Source organism: Afipia sp. GW823-FHT06G09 (genome assembly GCF_058794875.1).
The window spans coordinates 631,141-646,365 of record NZ_JBXAHF010000004.1; the positions used below are offsets into that span (position 1 = coordinate 631,141).

The 15,225-nt window shown below is 60.9% G+C and carries 14 protein-coding genes; 9 read left to right on the plus strand and 5 right to left on the minus strand.

The window, feature by feature from the left end:
• Nucleotides 1–41: 41 nt before the first annotated feature.
• The 7 genes from sufB to AC1Q67_RS19900 all read left to right on the plus strand — a co-directional run bounded on the left by sufB (nucleotide 42) and on the right by AC1Q67_RS19900 (nucleotide 6,288).
• Nucleotides 42–1,520: a Fe-S cluster assembly protein SufB gene (sufB, locus tag AC1Q67_RS19870; protein WP_492236655.1), complete on the plus strand. Its 1,479-nt coding sequence runs from the start codon at nucleotides 42–44 to the stop codon at nucleotides 1,518–1,520.
• Complete coding sequence (gene sufC / locus AC1Q67_RS19875) at nucleotides 1,517–2,275, plus strand: Fe-S cluster assembly ATPase SufC (RefSeq protein WP_492236654.1); 759 nt, start codon at nucleotides 1,517–1,519, stop codon at nucleotides 2,273–2,275. The genes sufB and sufC overlap by 4 nt, the downstream gene beginning before the upstream one ends.
• Before the next feature lie 12 nt (nucleotides 2,276–2,287).
• A complete protein-coding gene (gene sufD, locus AC1Q67_RS19880; RefSeq protein ID WP_492236652.1) occupies nucleotides 2,288–3,613 on the plus strand; it encodes a Fe-S cluster assembly protein SufD in 1,326 nt (441 codons plus the stop codon).
• A 2-nt stretch (nucleotides 3,614–3,615) separates the two neighbouring features.
• A complete protein-coding gene (locus tag AC1Q67_RS19885; protein ID WP_492238164.1) occupies nucleotides 3,616–4,857 on the plus strand; it encodes a cysteine desulfurase in 1,242 nt (413 codons plus the stop codon).
• Nucleotides 4,854–5,234 carry an SUF system Fe-S cluster assembly protein gene (locus AC1Q67_RS19890; RefSeq protein ID WP_492236650.1) on the plus strand — a complete coding sequence of 127 codons (381 nt, stop codon included), beginning with the start codon at nucleotides 4,854–4,856 and terminating at the stop codon, nucleotides 5,232–5,234. The genes AC1Q67_RS19885 and AC1Q67_RS19890 overlap by 4 nt, the downstream gene beginning before the upstream one ends.
• 75 nt (nucleotides 5,235–5,309) lie before the next feature.
• Nucleotides 5,310–5,714 carry a HesB/IscA family protein gene (locus tag AC1Q67_RS19895; protein ID WP_492236649.1) on the plus strand — a complete coding sequence of 135 codons (405 nt, stop codon included), beginning with the start codon at nucleotides 5,310–5,312 and terminating at the stop codon, nucleotides 5,712–5,714.
• 97 nt (nucleotides 5,715–5,811) lie between these two features.
• Nucleotides 5,812–6,288, plus strand: a complete 477-nt coding sequence (locus tag AC1Q67_RS19900) for a TfoX/Sxy family protein (protein WP_492236648.1) — start codon at nucleotides 5,812–5,814, stop codon at nucleotides 6,286–6,288.
• Here AC1Q67_RS19900 and AC1Q67_RS19905 read toward each other — a convergent pair.
• On the minus strand, nucleotides 6,285–7,352 hold the full coding sequence (locus AC1Q67_RS19905; protein ID WP_024577580.1) for a GGDEF domain-containing protein: 1,068 nt from the start codon (nucleotides 7,350–7,352) through the stop codon (nucleotides 6,285–6,287). The two genes, AC1Q67_RS19900 and AC1Q67_RS19905, sit on opposite strands and share 4 nt — an antisense overlap.
• Nucleotides 7,353–7,484: 132 nt before the next feature.
• The gene (locus tag AC1Q67_RS19910; RefSeq protein WP_492236647.1) at nucleotides 7,485–8,897 is read right to left on the minus strand and encodes a DEAD/DEAH box helicase; all 1,413 of its coding nucleotides are present in this window, start codon (nucleotides 8,895–8,897) and stop codon (nucleotides 7,485–7,487) included.
• A gap of 346 nt (nucleotides 8,898–9,243) precedes the next feature.
• On the opposite strand from AC1Q67_RS19910, the gene AC1Q67_RS19915 reads away from it, so the two are divergent.
• Nucleotides 9,244–10,728, plus strand: coding sequence for a caspase family protein (locus tag AC1Q67_RS19915; RefSeq protein WP_492236646.1), 1,485 nt, complete (start codon nucleotides 9,244–9,246; stop codon nucleotides 10,726–10,728).
• A gap of 13 nt (nucleotides 10,729–10,741) precedes the next feature.
• A complete protein-coding gene (locus tag AC1Q67_RS19920; protein ID WP_492236645.1) occupies nucleotides 10,742–12,004 on the plus strand; it encodes an FAD-dependent oxidoreductase in 1,263 nt (420 codons plus the stop codon).
• On the opposite strand, the gene AC1Q67_RS19925 is transcribed toward AC1Q67_RS19920, so the two are convergent.
• From AC1Q67_RS19925 to parE, 3 genes are all read right to left on the minus strand, one after another.
• Nucleotides 11,993–12,760 carry an SDR family NAD(P)-dependent oxidoreductase gene (locus AC1Q67_RS19925; protein WP_492236644.1) on the minus strand — a complete coding sequence of 256 codons (768 nt, stop codon included), beginning with the start codon at nucleotides 12,758–12,760 and terminating at the stop codon, nucleotides 11,993–11,995. The genes AC1Q67_RS19920 and AC1Q67_RS19925 overlap by 12 nt on opposite strands.
• 61 nt (nucleotides 12,761–12,821) lie before the next feature.
• The gene (locus tag AC1Q67_RS19930) at nucleotides 12,822–13,010 is read right to left on the minus strand and encodes a hypothetical protein (RefSeq protein WP_492236643.1); all 189 of its coding nucleotides are present in this window, start codon (nucleotides 13,008–13,010) and stop codon (nucleotides 12,822–12,824) included.
• A 43-nt stretch (nucleotides 13,011–13,053) separates the two neighbouring features.
• On the minus strand, nucleotides 13,054–15,105 hold the full coding sequence (gene parE / locus AC1Q67_RS19935; RefSeq protein WP_492236642.1) for a DNA topoisomerase IV subunit B: 2,052 nt from the start codon (nucleotides 15,103–15,105) through the stop codon (nucleotides 13,054–13,056).
• Nucleotides 15,106–15,225 lie beyond the last annotated feature (120 nt).

Consider the following 15,225-nt stretch of genomic DNA (forward strand, 5'->3'; position numbering starts at 1 on the left):
CGGTCCACCGCGGTCCTTGAAACCGCGAGCGGAGGATTGAAATGCCGGCCGTACAAGAGACGGTTGATCGGGTTCGCCAGATCGACGTCGACCAATATCGTTATGGATTCGAGACCATCATTGAATCCGAGAAGGCTCCGAAAGGGCTTTCCGAAGACACCGTCCGATTCATCTCCGCCAAGAAGAACGAACCTGCGTGGATGCTCGAGTGGCGTCTGGAGGCGTTCCGACGCTGGCTGACGATGGAAGAACCGACCTGGGCACGCGTCGATTATCCAAAGATCGACTACCAAGATCTCTATTACTATTCCGCGCCGAAGAAGAAGGCGCTGGCCTCGCTCGACGAGGTCGATCCGGAAATTCTGAAGACCTACGAAAAGCTCGGTATTCCGCTGCGCGAGCAGGAGATGCTGGCCGGCGTTGTGCGCCCTGAAGGCGAGCGCCGTGTCGCCGTCGATGCCGTGTTCGATTCGGTGTCTGTCGCGACGACGTTCCAGGCCGAACTTAAGGCCGCCGGTGTGATCTTCATGCCGATCTCGGAAGCGATCCGCGAACACCCCGATCTGGTGAAGAAGTATCTCGGCACTGTGGTGCCGACCTCCGACAACTATTTTGCGACGCTGAACTCTGCCGTATTCTCCGACGGCTCGTTCGTTTACGTGCCGCCGGGCGTGAAATGCCCGATGGAGCTGTCGACCTATTTCCGCATCAACGAGCGCAACACCGGCCAGTTCGAGCGTACGCTGATCATCGCCGACAAGGGCGCTTACGTTTCTTACCTCGAGGGCTGCACCGCTCCGCAGCGCGACGAGAACCAGTTGCATGCTGCCGTGGTAGAGCTCGTCACCCATGACGACGCCGAGATCAAATACTCGACGGTGCAGAACTGGTATCCGGGCAACTCGGAAGGCAAGGGCGGCATCTACAACTTCGTCACCAAGCGTGGCGATTGCCGCGGCAAGAACTCCAAGATTTCGTGGACGCAGGTCGAAACCGGCTCCGCGATCACCTGGAAGTATCCGAGCTGCATCCTGCGCGGCGACAATTCGCGCGGCGAGTTCTATTCGATCGCGATTTCGAACGGCTACCAGCAGGTCGATTCCGGCACCAAGATGATCCATCTGGGCAAGAACACGACCAGCCGCATCATCTCGAAGGGCATCGCCGCCGGCGTGTCGCAGAACACCTATCGCGGCCTCGTCACCGCACATCGCAAGGCGACGGGCGCGCGCAACTTCACCGCGTGCGATTCGCTGCTGATCGGCGACAAGTGCGGCGCGCACACCGTGCCGTATATCGAAGCCAAGAACTCGTCGGCGCTGTTCGAGCACGAGGCGACGACGTCGAAGATTTCCGAAGACATGCTGTTCTATTGCGTGCAGCGCGGACTGAGCCAGGAAGAAGCGGTGGCGCTGGTCGTCAACGGCTTCGTCAAGGACGTGTTGCAGCAATTGCCGATGGAATTTGCGGTCGAGGCGCAGAAGCTGATCTCGATCTCGCTGGAAGGAAGTGTTGGATGACCGCGTTACTCGAAGTCAAAGGCCTCAAGGTTCAGGTGGAAGATAACGAGATTCTGCACGGTCTCGACCTCAACGTGAACCCGGGCGAAATTCACGCCATCATGGGCCCGAACGGCTCCGGCAAGTCGACGCTGAGCCACGTCATCGCCGGCAAGCCGGGTTATGACGTGACCGCTGGCGAAATCCTGTTCAAGGGCGAAGATTTGCTTGAGATGGATCCCGACGAGCGCGCCGCCAAGGGCGTGTTCCTCGCGTTCCAGTATCCGGTGGAAATTCCCGGCGTCACCACAATGAATTTCCTGCATACGGCGCTCAATGCGCAGCGCAAGGCGCGCGGCGAGACCGAGCTGATGGCGCCTGAATTTCTCAAAAAGGTTCGCGAGATCGCCAAGTCGCTCAACGTTCCGATCGATATGCTCAAGCGCGGCGTCAACGTCGGCTTTTCCGGCGGTGAGAAGAAGCGCAACGAGGTGCTGCAGATGGCGCTGTTCCAGCCGAGCCTGTGCATCCTCGACGAGATGGATTCGGGTCTCGACATCGACGCACTGCGTGTCGCCGCTGACGGCGTCAACGCGCTGCGCTCAAAGGACCGCGCGATGGTCGTTATCACCCACTATCAGCGTCTGCTGAACTACATCGTGCCGGATTTCGTCCACGTCATGTCGAAGGGCCGCGTGGTCAAGAGCGGCGGCAAGGAACTGGCGCTGGAACTGGAGAAGTCCGGTTACGCCCAGTTCGAAGACAAGGCAGCGTAAGCGGGTCCAATCATGAACGTTGCACTGGTTAAGCCCACGACGGACCATGCGCTCGGCGAACTGTTCGCCGCGGCGCGGAGCCGTCTGCCCGGGTCGGGCCCGGTTGCCGAGGTTCGGCAAAACGCCTTCGAAGACTTTGCGCGTCTCGGCCTTCCGCACCGGCGCATCGAGGAATGGAAGTACACCGATCTGCGTGCACTGCTGCGCGAGATCGCGCCGCTGGCACCAGCGCCGGATCAGGCCGATCTCGCGCGTGCGGCCAAGGCGGTGAAGTCGCTCGGCATCGACAGCACCCAGAAGCTTGTGCTGGTGGATGGCGTGTTCGCGCCGCAGTTGTCGGACGTGACGGCGCTGGAAGCGGGTGTCCACCTGCGAACGCTGCGTGAAGTTCTGGAAGACGACGGCAACAAGGTCCGTGCTGATCTGCTGCAAACCAGCGTGGCGTCGGATGCGATGATTTCGCTGAATGCCGCGCTCGCGACGGATGGTGTCGTGATCGATGTCGCCGAGGGCGCTGCGCTCGCAAAACCGATTCATATCGTTCATGTGGCCACGGACTCGGGCACGTCGCTTGTCACGCGCTCGCTGCTCAAGGTCGGGAAGGGTGCAAACGTGACGTTCGTCGAGAGCTTCGTCGCCGCGGAAGGCGCGAAGTCCTATCAGACGCACGATTCCGTCGTCATCTGGATCGGTGACGAGGCTGAGCTTCAGCATGTCCGGCTGATGGAGGATGCGCTCGATGCCGCCAACATCTCGACCGGCATCTTCACGATTGGCGCCAAGGCCAAGCTCAATACATTCAATCTGACCAATGGCGGCAATGTCAGCCGCTATCAGGGCTTCATCACATTCGCCGGCGAAGGCAGCGAACTGACCACCAACGGTGTCAATCTGCTCGGCGCGCGCCGGCATGGCGATACTACGCTCGTGGTTGATCACGCGGTGCCGCACTGCTCCAGCCGCGAAGTGTTCCGCTCGGTGCTGGACGATCGGGCCCATTCGGTCTTCCAGGGCCGCATCATCGTGCGTCCCGACGCGCAGAAGACCGACGGCAAGATGATGACCCGTGCGCTACTGCTGTCGGACGAAGCGGAGGCGGACAACAAGCCTGAGCTCGAAATCTTCGCGGATGACGTGACCTGCGGTCACGGCGCAACCGCGGGTGCTCTCGACGAGAGCCTGCTGTTCTATCTGCGCGCGCGCGGCCTGCCCGAGAAAGAAGCACAGGCGCTTCTGATCGCGGCTTTTGTCGGTGAAGCGATCGAGTCGATCGCGGACGATAACCTTCGCGACTTTGCGGTCGCGGCTGCCGGGCGATGGCTGGCGACGCGAGGCTGATCATGCATCCGGCAGTTGCCAACGGCTCATATGATGTCGAGCGTGTCCGCCAGGATTTCCCGGCGCTTGCGCTGAAGGTTTACGGCAAGCCGCTGGTCTATCTCGACAACGCGGCTTCGGCGCAGAAGCCGACGGCAGTTCTCGATCGCATGACCGAGGCGTACAAGTCCGAATACGCCAATGTTCATCGCGGCCTGCATTATCTTGCCAACGCTGCGACGGACGCCTATGAGGGCGGCCGCACCAAGGTGGCGCAGTTCCTGAACGCAAAGCGCAATGAAGAGATCATCTTCACACGCAATGCCACCGAAGCGATCAATCTCGTGGCGTCGTCCTGGGGCGAGCCGAACATCAAGGCCGGCGACGAAATTGTGCTCTCGATCATGGAGCATCACTCCAACATCGTGCCGTGGCATTTCCTGCGCGAGCGCCATGGCGCAGTGATCAAGTGGGCACCGGTCGATGACGAGGGCAACTTCCTGATCGACGAGTTCGAGAAGCTGCTCACGCCCAAGACCAAGCTGGTCGCGATCACGCAGATGTCGAATGCGCTCGGGACTGTTGTTCCGGTCAAAGACATCGTGAAGCTCGCGCATGCGCGGGGCATTCCGGTGCTGGTCGACGGCAGTCAGGGCGCGGTTCATCTGAACATCGATGTGCAGGACATCGATTGCGATTTCTACGTCTTCACTGGCCACAAGCTTTACGGTCCGACCGGGATCGGCGTGCTGTACGCGAAATATGATCATCTGGTCGCGATGCGCCCCTACAATGGCGGCGGCGAGATGATCCGCGAGGTCGCCAAGGACTGGGTGACCTACGGCGATCCGCCGCACAAGTTTGAGGCAGGCACCCCGGCCATCGTCGAGTCCATCGGGCTCGGGGCCGCCATCGATTACGTCAACTCGGTCGGCAAGGATCGCATCGCGGCCCACGAGCACGACCTGCTGACCTATGCGACCGACCGGCTGCGCGAGATCAATTCGGTGCGCATCATCGGCACCGCAAAGGGGAAGGGACCTGTCATATCTTTCGAAATGAAGGGCGCGCACCCACATGATGTGGCGACGGTAATCGACCGGGGCGGCATTGCGGTGCGGGCAGGCACCCATTGCGTCATGCCCCTTCTGGAGCGATTCAACGTGACGGCGACGTGCCGTGCCTCATTTGGCATGTATAATACGCGCGCTGAAGTCGACCAGCTGGCACAGGCGCTCATCAAGGCGCGGGAGCTATTCGCATGAACGACACCATCCAGGCCGCTGAACCAGCGGCCCTGAAATTCGACACCCAGTCGGCGCTTCCGCCTGAGGAAACCGAGCGTCTGGGCACGGACATCGTGGCGGCTCTGAAGACGGTTTTCGATCCGGAAATTCCGGCGGACATCTACGAACTCGGCCTGATCTACAAGGTCGACATCAAGGACGACCGCTCCGTCGATGTACAGATGACGCTGACGACGCCGAACTGTCCCGCCGCCGGCGAGCTGCCGACCATGGTTGAGAACGCGGTGGCCAGCGTTGCTGGTGTGGGCCCCGTTAGCGTCAACGTGGTTTGGGAGCCGACCTGGACCCCCGACCGGATGTCAGACGAGGCGCGCCTCGTCCTCAATATGTGGTGAGTTGAGACGACTCAGTTAGCTTCAGTATCTATCTGCATTTCAGGGCGGCCTTGAACCGCCACGAGGAATGAACAAATGACCGGTATGATGCCAAATGCTCCCGCGCCTTCCAAGCCAGCTGTGCGCCCCCGTCCGCAGGTGATGCGTCTGACGGAAGCGGCTGCGTCGCGCGTCAAGGAACTCGCCGCGCGCGCGGACTCGGAAATTGTCGGCCTTCGTGTCGGCATCAAGAACGGCGGCTGCGCCGGCCAGTCCTACACTGTCGAATATGCCCACGAGGTCCGTCCGACCGACGAGGTCGTGGAAGACAAGGGCGTGAAGGTTCTGGTCGATCCGAAGGCCGTGCTGTTTTTGCTCGGCACGGAGATGGACTACAAGGCCGACAAGATGCAGGCGCAGTTCATCTTCAACAATCCCAATCAGGTCAGCGCCTGCGGCTGCGGCGAGTCGGTTCAGTTGACGCCTGCCAAAGTCGGCTAATTCATTCGGTCCGGCTTTTTAGTTTTCGCGTATTCTGGTCGCAAAACCGATACCACCCTCGGGTCGAGCCCGAGGGCAAGCTTTTGCGGAAGACGCGATGGATAGCGATTATCTCATCGATCTTTTCTCTGAGTTCGGGCCGGTCGTCCTGCGCAGGATGTTCAGCGGTTACGGCATCGTCGCTGACGATGTGAACTTCGCCATGGCGCTGCGCGCCGGGATCATCTTCAGGGTCGACGAGCAGACAGTCGCGCGTTACGAGGCCGAAGGCGCAAAGCCATTCCAGTATGAAACCCGGAACAAGACGGTCGTCGTGAAGTCCTACCGGCACTTGCCAGAGCGGCTTTACGATGATCCCGAGGAACTGGCGGTCTGGGCGCGCGAAGCTGTCGGGGCAGCGAAGCGCGCTGCTGCCAGGAAAGTTGGTGTGAAGAAGCGCCCAGGCCAGCGGAAAGCTCCGCCCAAGGCTGCCCCCCGGAAACCGAATACAGTCAGAAAATCAAAATCGCCCGCAGTGAAGAAAGCTGCGGGCCGCAAAACGAACTCGAAACGGTCGTCCGTGAAAAAGCGCTAGGCGACCTGAATACGGTCGACCGGAGAGAATTCGGGATCGGCCTCGCAGATGACGCGGTTGCGGCCATTGCGTTTGGCTGCGTAGAGGCAGGCGTCCGCACGCTCGATCAGCCGCTCGCGATCGTCGCCGGGCTGAAGCATCGATACGCCAACCGAGATCGTCACGCGGCCGAGGATTTCGCCCGTCGACTTTTTCTTCAGTTGCTTGGACATGACGGCACGGCGGATGTTGTCGGCAACTGTCAGAGCCTGACGCAAAGCGGTGTTGGGCAGCACCACGGCAAATTCCTCGCCGCCATAACGTGCGGTGATGTCCTGGCCCTTAGTGGTTTGTTTCAGCGACATCGCGACGAGGCGCAGCACCTGGTCACCGGTGAGATGGCCATAATTGTCGTTGAACGATTTGAAATGGTCGATGTCCAGCATCAGCAGGGACAACGGCTCGCCGCTTTCGGCCGCGTGCGCTACGGCGCCTTCTAAGGCGCGGTCGAAGAACTTGCGGTTTCCCAGCGAGGTGAGGGGGTCGGTCAGGCTCTCGGTGCGGATGGCTTCGAGGCTGTGCTGGAGGCTGCTGATCTGCTGCTTGGACGTTGCGAGACGCGCTTCCAGAGCTTTATTGGTTTCCTGCATCTCCCGGGTCGATGCCACGAGCGCTTCGACCACGATCTTGACCTGTTCGCGATCCCGGGCGCTGGATAGCTTCTGGGTGGCGCCTTCGAGGCTTCGTCCGAATGTCGAGGTCATTCCCAGTGCGTCCGTGATGAGATTCATCACGTCGTCGATTTCGTTGATGACGCGTGTTCCGACCGTGTCGATCCGCTCGGTGGTCCGGTTCTGGGAAAGGTAGGTTTCGTAGATCTGCTCGAGATCGGCTTCGGTCAATTTGCCGTTGCGCGACAGCGTCTCGTTGATGATCTTGTTGAGGGCGGAATTGTAACCAGTCGCGTAGATGTACCAAATCTCGTAGTTGCGAGGCACCGCGTTCTGGCGCAGGGATCGAATCTGGCCCAAAGCAACTTCAGCGAACGCCATGGTGCGTTCATATTCTTCCAACAGGCCAATCACGTTCCGTGCCCTTCAAGGCAAGCTTCTGCCCGCCCTTTAACGAAATGGCTAAAAGTATTGGAGGCACGTTAAGGGACGAGAATGAATGACCCGTAAACGGTTCCAATCCGCAGACGGGTCAATTGGTTGTGGTCAGCCGCGGGCGCGGATGGGCCGCAGGAGGAACGCGGGCAGATGTGAATGGTCCGCCGCCTCGGCATGCTGTTCCCGGGCTGCTGCCGCAGGCATCGCGCGTCCAATGGATGGGGCCTGGGCCGGCTTTTCGGCGGCATGGGGCTTGCGATCGGCGCCGTCAGGCTTCCGGGACTTGTTGCGGCCGCCACGGCTTCGCTGTGAGTCGCGGCGCGGCTTGCGATCGTCGGGCGCACGTTCGGTCTGCTGTTCGCGGACGGGCGATGGCGCGGCTTCGGTGCTTGCAACGGGGGCCACATCGGCGCGGGCGATGGGCTGGCCGATCAGCTTTTCGATCGCTACGACGGACTTCTGGTCCGCCGGGCTGACGATTGAAATCGCGGTCCCGAGGCGTCCGGCGCGGCCGGTGCGGCCGATCCTGTGGACGTAATCGTCGGGGTGATGGGGAACGTCGAAGTTGAAGACGTGGCTGACTTCAGGGATGTCGAGGCCGCGGGCGGCGACGTCGGAGGCCACCAGCAACGGTAGTTCACCCTTGCGGAACTGGTCGAGGGAGGCTGTGCGAGCCGACTGGTCCATATCGCCGTGAAGGGCGCAAACACTGAAGCCGTGCTTCTGAAGCGATTTGTAAACAACCGCCACGTCACGCTTGCGGTTACAGAAGATGATCGCGTTCTTGAGGTCCTTGGCGTCGCGCAGCAACTGCCGGAGCATTTCGCGTTTTTCGTGCGGTTCGCGGCCCACGCCGACCTGCGATTGAGTCACGGTGATCGCGGTGGAGGCGGGTTTGGAGACTTCGACCTTCTCGGGATTGTGAAGGAAAGTCTCGGTGATGCGCCGGATTTCCGGCGGCATTGTCGCCGTGAAGAACAGGGTCTGCCGGGTGAACGGGACCAGCTTGCAGATACGTTCGATGTCGGGAATGAAGCCCATGTCGAGCATGCGGTCGGCTTCGTCGATTACCAGCAGCTCGACGCCGGTGAGAAGCAGGCCACCGCGCTCGGTGTGATCCAGCAGGCGGCCGGGTGTGGCGATCAGCACGTCGACGCCGCGCATCAGCTTGGTGTCCTGGTCGCCGAACGAGACGCCGCCGATCAGCAGCGCGACATTCAGTTTCTGGCCGGCGCCGTACTTGTCGAAATTTTCCTTCACCTGCGCCGCGAGTTCGCGGGTCGGTTCAAGAATCAGGGTGCGCGGCATGCGAGCCCGTGCGCGGCCTTTTTCGAGCAGCGTCAGCATCGGGAGCACAAAAGCGGCAGTCTTGCCGGTGCCGGTCTGGGCGATGCCGAGCACGTCGCGCCGGGCGAGAACGTGGGGGATCGCTTTTTCCTGAATGGGAGTAGGGGTCGTATAACCGGTGGCCGCAACAGCAGCGAGAACCTTGTCGGACAGGCCGAGATTGGAAAAGGACATTGAGCCTCGAGTCGAAATCGCCGTTCGGACTCTGGAAATTTCTGTCGCGCCTCACCCCGGAACGGCACGCTTTAAGGGCACGGGGAGGGAGATATTTGCCGACAGGCGGCTGGCCAGGAAACCACGTCTCGATTCTGACCGCGTTGCAGCGGAACATAGGCCTGAAACGGTGAAAGTCAATGAATTTAGGGGCAAAAACCGCGAAAAACCTTAATCCGACAACAAGTTGAAGGGTTTCGGAGGCCTGGAATCGGGCCATATGAACCGCCTTCTTGTAGCAGGCGACTATGACATACTAACCGCCGGAACCGGGCCCTTGCCCGTGGGGCGGCCAGGGACAGGGACCATGACCAGCCATCGGATTCGGAGACTGCTGATCGGCCTTGTCGCGCTGACGGCGGCGTTTATTGCCCCTGCTCATGCCGAAAAGAGGGTGGCGCTGGTCATCGGCAACAACGACTACCGCAACGTGCCCCGGCTGCAGAAAGCGGTGAACGATGCGCGCACCATGAGCGATGCGCTCAAGCAACTCGGTTTCAACGTGCTGTTCGCCGAAAACCAGACCCGGCAGGCTTTCAGCGAAACGATGCTGGCGTTCGACAAGGTTGTCGAACCCGGAGACACGGCATTCTTCTTCTTCGCGGGGCACGGCTTCGAGATCAACGGTCAGAACTATCTGCTGCCGACCGACATTGCTGCGGTCACGCAGGGGCAGGAAGAACTGATCCGCGACGGTGCGTTCGCAGCCGAGCGTGTGATCTCGCGTCTTCAGGCCCGCGGTGCAAGGACCTCGATCTTCGTGTTCGATGCCTGCCGCAACAATCCTTTTGAGGCGACAGGCACGCGTGCGCTGGGCGGAAGCGGAGGACTGGCTCCGATTTCACCGCCGGAAGGCGTGTTCGTGATCTTCTCGGCGGGTGCCAAGCAGACTGCGCTTGATCGTCTGAACGATAACGATCCGAATCCGAACTCGGTTTTTACCCGCAGCTTTGTGCGCGAACTGGCGCAGCCCGGACTCAATCTGGTGCAGATCGCCAAACGGACGCAGTCCGATGTACGTCAGATGACGGCGGCAGCAAGCCGGATGCAGACCCCGGCCTACTACGATCAGATCGTCGGTGATTTCATCCTGAGGCCAGCCAAGGACAGCGAACGTGCCATCGCAGTCGAGGCGCAAACACAGGTCGCGGCGCTGCCGGTACAGCCGACGCCTCCGGTGGCGATCGACAACGGCAATGCCCCGATTGCGAGTTTCATGCGCCACAATGGCGGATGGTCGATTGCATTCTCCATTGCCGATCCGACGCTGGCGATTTCCTGGCGGTTAGGCGAGAGCGGCGAATTCAAGGAGACGGGGTTCACCGACGCGCTCGATCCGCGAACCCGGCGCCGCATGCCGAATCCGTCGATCGAACTGCCGAACGATGCTCCGGCTGCGACGATTCAGGTCCGTTACGTCGATCCGACCGGTCAGATGCAGGGACCTTTCCCAATCAAGTTCGATCCCGAGGCCGCGCTGATCGCGAGCCATCGAAAGCTGCTGGACATGACATCGAATAACTGGCTCGCGTTCGGCGGCTACAGCGGACCGCTGGTCTACTACTCGCAGATTTTGTCGTATCGCTGCGCGATCCGCGAAATGCGCATCGGCATCGACACGACGGTGCCGAACCAGGTGGTCAAGATTCCGCCATGCAATCCCAAGGACCCGTCGGCTATCCCTGAAAACGCCGCGTCGTATATGAAGATCCCAGCGTCGACGAAATCCGTTTCAGTCGAACTGACCTATCAGGACGGCAGTCTCTCGGAGATCAAGAACTTCCGGCGGTAAGAAGGGAACGTCGATGTCCTTCGAAAGCGCGAGTGGACCCGCCAGACGGTTTCTGACGGTACAGTGCTGCATCGTCGGAGGAGGTCCGGCAGGGATGATGCTGGGCTATCTGCTGGGCCGTGCAGGAATCAAGACTGTCGTTCTTGAAAAGCACGCCGACTTCTTCCGCGACTTTCGGGGTGACACGGTTCATCCCTCGACATTGCAGGTGATGCAGGAGCTCGGGCTCCTTTACGATTTCCTGAAGATTCCGCATCAGCAACTCACGCACATGCAAGGCATGTTCGGGAAAATTCCGATCCAGATTGCAGACCTGACGCGGCTGGACACCGCGTGCCCTTTCATCGCGCTGATGCCGCAGTGGGACTTCCTCAATTTTCTCGAAACCAAGGGCGCGCGTTTCCCGTCGCTTCAAATCCTGAAAGATACCGAGGCGATTGAATTGGTCAGGGACGGCTCGCGCATGACCGGCGTTGTTGCCAAGGTCCCGGGCGGAACGCTTCAGATTTCGGCCGATCTCACTGTCGCATGCGATGGCCGGCATTCGATCATCCGCAAGCAGGCCGGCCTGACGGTTGAAAATATCGGTGCGCCCATCGATGTGCTCTGGTTTCGCGTGGGAAAATCGAAGGCCGATAGCGACGGCATTTTTGCGCGGTTGCAGCGCGGTCAGATGATCGTGACGATCGACCGCGACGACTACTGGCAGTGCGCCTACGTCATTGCAAAGGGCAAGATCGATGAGATTAAGGCGCGCGGGCTCGATGCATTCCGCGACAACGTGGCGTCTCTTGCACCCATCCTGCGACCGCAAATTGGCGACGTCCGGAACTGGGACGACGTGAAACTGCTGACGGTTCGGATCGACCGGCTGACGCGCTGGGCATTGCCCGGCCTGCTTTGTATTGGCGACGCTGCGCATGCGATGTCACCCGTCGGCGGTGTCGGCGTCAATCTCGCGGTGCAGGACGCAGTTGCCGCAGCAAATCTTCTGTTCGACAAATTCGGCAAGAGTGGCGGGCCTTCGCTCGCAGACCTTGAGCAGGTTCAGCGACGCCGCCTGTTTCCCGCGCGAATGACGCAGACCATGCAGACGGTCATTCAGGACAACGTCATCAACCGGGCGCTGTCGGGCGAGGACTTGAAGCCGCCGTTTGTCGCCCGGCTGATCACGGCAATGCCATGGTTGCAGGGGCTGACGGCACGACTGCTTGGCATCGGCATTCGCCCTGAACATGTGCATTCGCCCGAAGCGGGCGAGCGATTACTGCGCTGAATAACCGCCGTCCACCGGGATCGCGGCGCCCGTGACGAAATCGGATGCAGGCGACGCGAGAAACACAGCGGCTCCGGCGAGATCGTCGATGTTGCCCCAGCGTTTCGCGGGCGTCCGGTTCAGCACATTCTCGTTGAGCCCCGGAACCTGCGCGCGCGCGGTTCGGGTGAGGGCGGTGTCGATCCAGCCGGGCAGAATGGCGTTGGCCTGAATATTGTCGGCGGCCCACGACAACGCGATCGATTTGGTGAACTGCACGATGCCGCCTTTGCTCGCGGCATAGGCGGGCGCGTAAGCTGCGCCGAAGATCGATGTCATGGAGCCGATGTTGATGATCTTCCCGCCGCCGGCCTGCTTCATCGCCGGATAGACGGTCTTCGCGCAGATGAAGGCGCTCGTGAGGTTGGTGTTCATCACGGTTTGCCAGTCATCCAGACTGAGAGCGTGGGCGGGTTGGCGGACACTCATGCCCGCGTTGTTGATCAGGATATCGATCCGCCCCATTTGCGCGAGCGTGGCTTCAACCATGGCCCCGACGGATGCGATGTCGGTCACATCGACGGAGACTGCCAGCGCGCTGGCGCCAAGCGCCTCGATGTCGCGCACGGCTTCCTCGGATTTGTCCTTGTTGCGTCCGGCGATGACGATACCTGCGCCCGCACGAGCTAGGCCAAGGGCCATCCCGAGGCCGATGCCGCCATTGCCACCGGTGACGATGGCAATCTTGCCGGTGAGATCGAAGGGGGATTTTTGCATGGTGTCTCCGCTGCGGGTCTTCGTCGCTTGCGGAGATCAAATCATACCAAACTGATGTCGCCTAGCGGCGTTGCGAAATCACAATCATCAGCAGTCCGGCGATGCCAAGCGCGGCGCCATAGTAAGCCCATTGCATCTGGCTGACCATGAAACTGGACCGCGGCCAGTTCACGTAACCCGTGCCCTGGCCGATCCAGAGCAGTCCGGTGACAAGCGCCAGCGTTCCGACGATGAGGAATAGCGTTTTCATATGAACACTACGCCTTCGCGCCGGATTGGTTGCACTGGCGGGCTTACACGTCCAGCAGGTCCTCGCTGGCGAACTCGGCCTTGTCGGAAATGAAGGCGAAGCGGGCTTCGGCCTTGCTGCCCATCAGGCGCTCGACGGAATCGGCGGTGCCTTCACGATCGTCCGGCAGCAGCACGACACGCAACATGGTGCGCTTGGTGGGGTCCATCGTGGTTTCCTTCAACTGCGCCGGCATCATCTCGCCGAGGCCTTTGAAGCGTCCGATGTCGACCTTTGCGTTGGCGTGGAATTCCTTTTTCAGGAGTTCATCACGATGCGCTTCGTCGCGTGCGTACACCGTCTTGGAGCCGTGGGTGAGGCGATAGAGCGGCGGCACGGCGAGATAGAGATGGCCTTCGTCGATCAGGCGCGGCATCTGCCGATAGAAGAACGTGATCAGCAGCGAGGCAATATGCGCGCCGTCCACGTCGGCGTCGGTCATGATGATGATGCGCGAATAGCGCAAATCCTCTTCGCGATACTGCGCGCCGATCCCCGCTCCGATCGCCTGAATGAGATCGGCGAGCTGGGCGTTGGCGGTGAGCTTGTCCTTGGTCGCGGATGCGACGTTGAGGATCTTTCCCCGCAGCGGCAGGATCGCCTGGGTCTTGCGATCGCGCGCCTGCTTGGCGCTGCCGCCTGCGGAGTCGCCTTCGACGATAAAGAGTTCGGAGCCCTCAGTGGCGCTGTTGGTGCAATCCGCCAGCTTGCCCGGCAATCGCAGTTTCTTCACCGCGGTCTTGCGCGAGGTTTCCTTCTCGGCTCGGCGGCGCAGCCGCTCGTCGGCGCGCTCCACCACGAATTCGAGCAGCTTGTTGGCCTGCAGCGGATTGCCGGTTAGCCAGTGATCGAACGGGTCCTTGATGGCCTGTTCGACGATCTTCTGGGCCTCGGCGGTTGCTAGACGGTCCTTGGTCTGGCCCTGGAATTCAGGCTCGCGGACGAATACCGACAGCATCGCGGCGGCACCGACCATGACGTCCTCGGACGTAATGGAAGACGCTTTCTTACCCTGGCCGATGCGCTCGGCGTAGTCCTTCAGGCCGCGCAGCAGCGCGCTGCGGAAACCCGCTTCATGCGTGCCGCCGTCGGGCGTCGGAACCGTGTTGGTGTAGGACGACAGAAATCCGTCAGCATCGGCCGTCCAGGCGACGGCCCATTCGCAGGCGCCATGAGCGCCGTTGCGGCCGGACTTGCCGGAGAAAATATCGGGGTGCACCAGTGTGTCGGCATGGATCGCTGCCGCGAGATAGTCCTTCAGGCCGCCAGGGAAATGGAAGGTATCTTCCTCAGGAACATCATCGACGCCCTTGAGCAGTTCCTTGTCACAGCGCCAGCGGATTTCGACACCGCCGAACAGGTACGCCTTTGAGCGCGCCATCTTGAACAGGCGCTGCGGCTTGAACACGGCCTTGGCGCCGAAAATATCCGTATCGGGTTTGAAGCGGATGCTGGTGCCGCGGCGGTTGTTGATCTTGCCGAGTTCTTCGAGCTTGCCCTTCGGCTTTCCGCGCTCGAACGTCATCCTGTAGAGCTTCTGGTTGCGCGCGACCTCGACCACGAGCTGCGAGGAGAGGGCGTTCACCACGGACACGCCGACGCCGTGGAGGCCGCCAGACGTCTCATAGACCTTGGAGTCGAACTTGCCGCCGGCATGCAGCGTGCACATGATAATTTCGAGAGCGGATTTTTTCGGAAACTTCGGGTGCGGATCAACTGGAATGCCGCGTCCGTTGTCGACGACGGTGAGATATCCGTCAGCGCCGAGATGCACTTCAATGAAAGTCGCGTGGCCGGCCAGCGCTTCGTCCATCGAGTTGTCGATGACTTCGGCGAACAGGTGATGCAGCGCCTTCTCGTCGGTGCCGCCGATATACATGCCGGGACGGCGGCGGACGGGCTCAAGGCCCTCCAGAACTTCAATGTCGCGCGCGGTATACCCGGCCTCGGCGCCTGACGGCTTGGCCGCAGCCTTCGCCGGCGCGCCCGGCTTCTTGCCTGAAGAGGCGAACAGGTCGGCGTCTGTTTTCTCTTTTTTATTCAGTGATTTAGCCATGCTTCTTAAGTCTTGATATATCGTGATCGGGGAGCGAATCGTTGGCTGTTACTATGCCACGGTTAGGGCGGCAAATGTGACGCAGGCGGTTCCCAAACATGGCAGCTGCCGCCGTGGTAT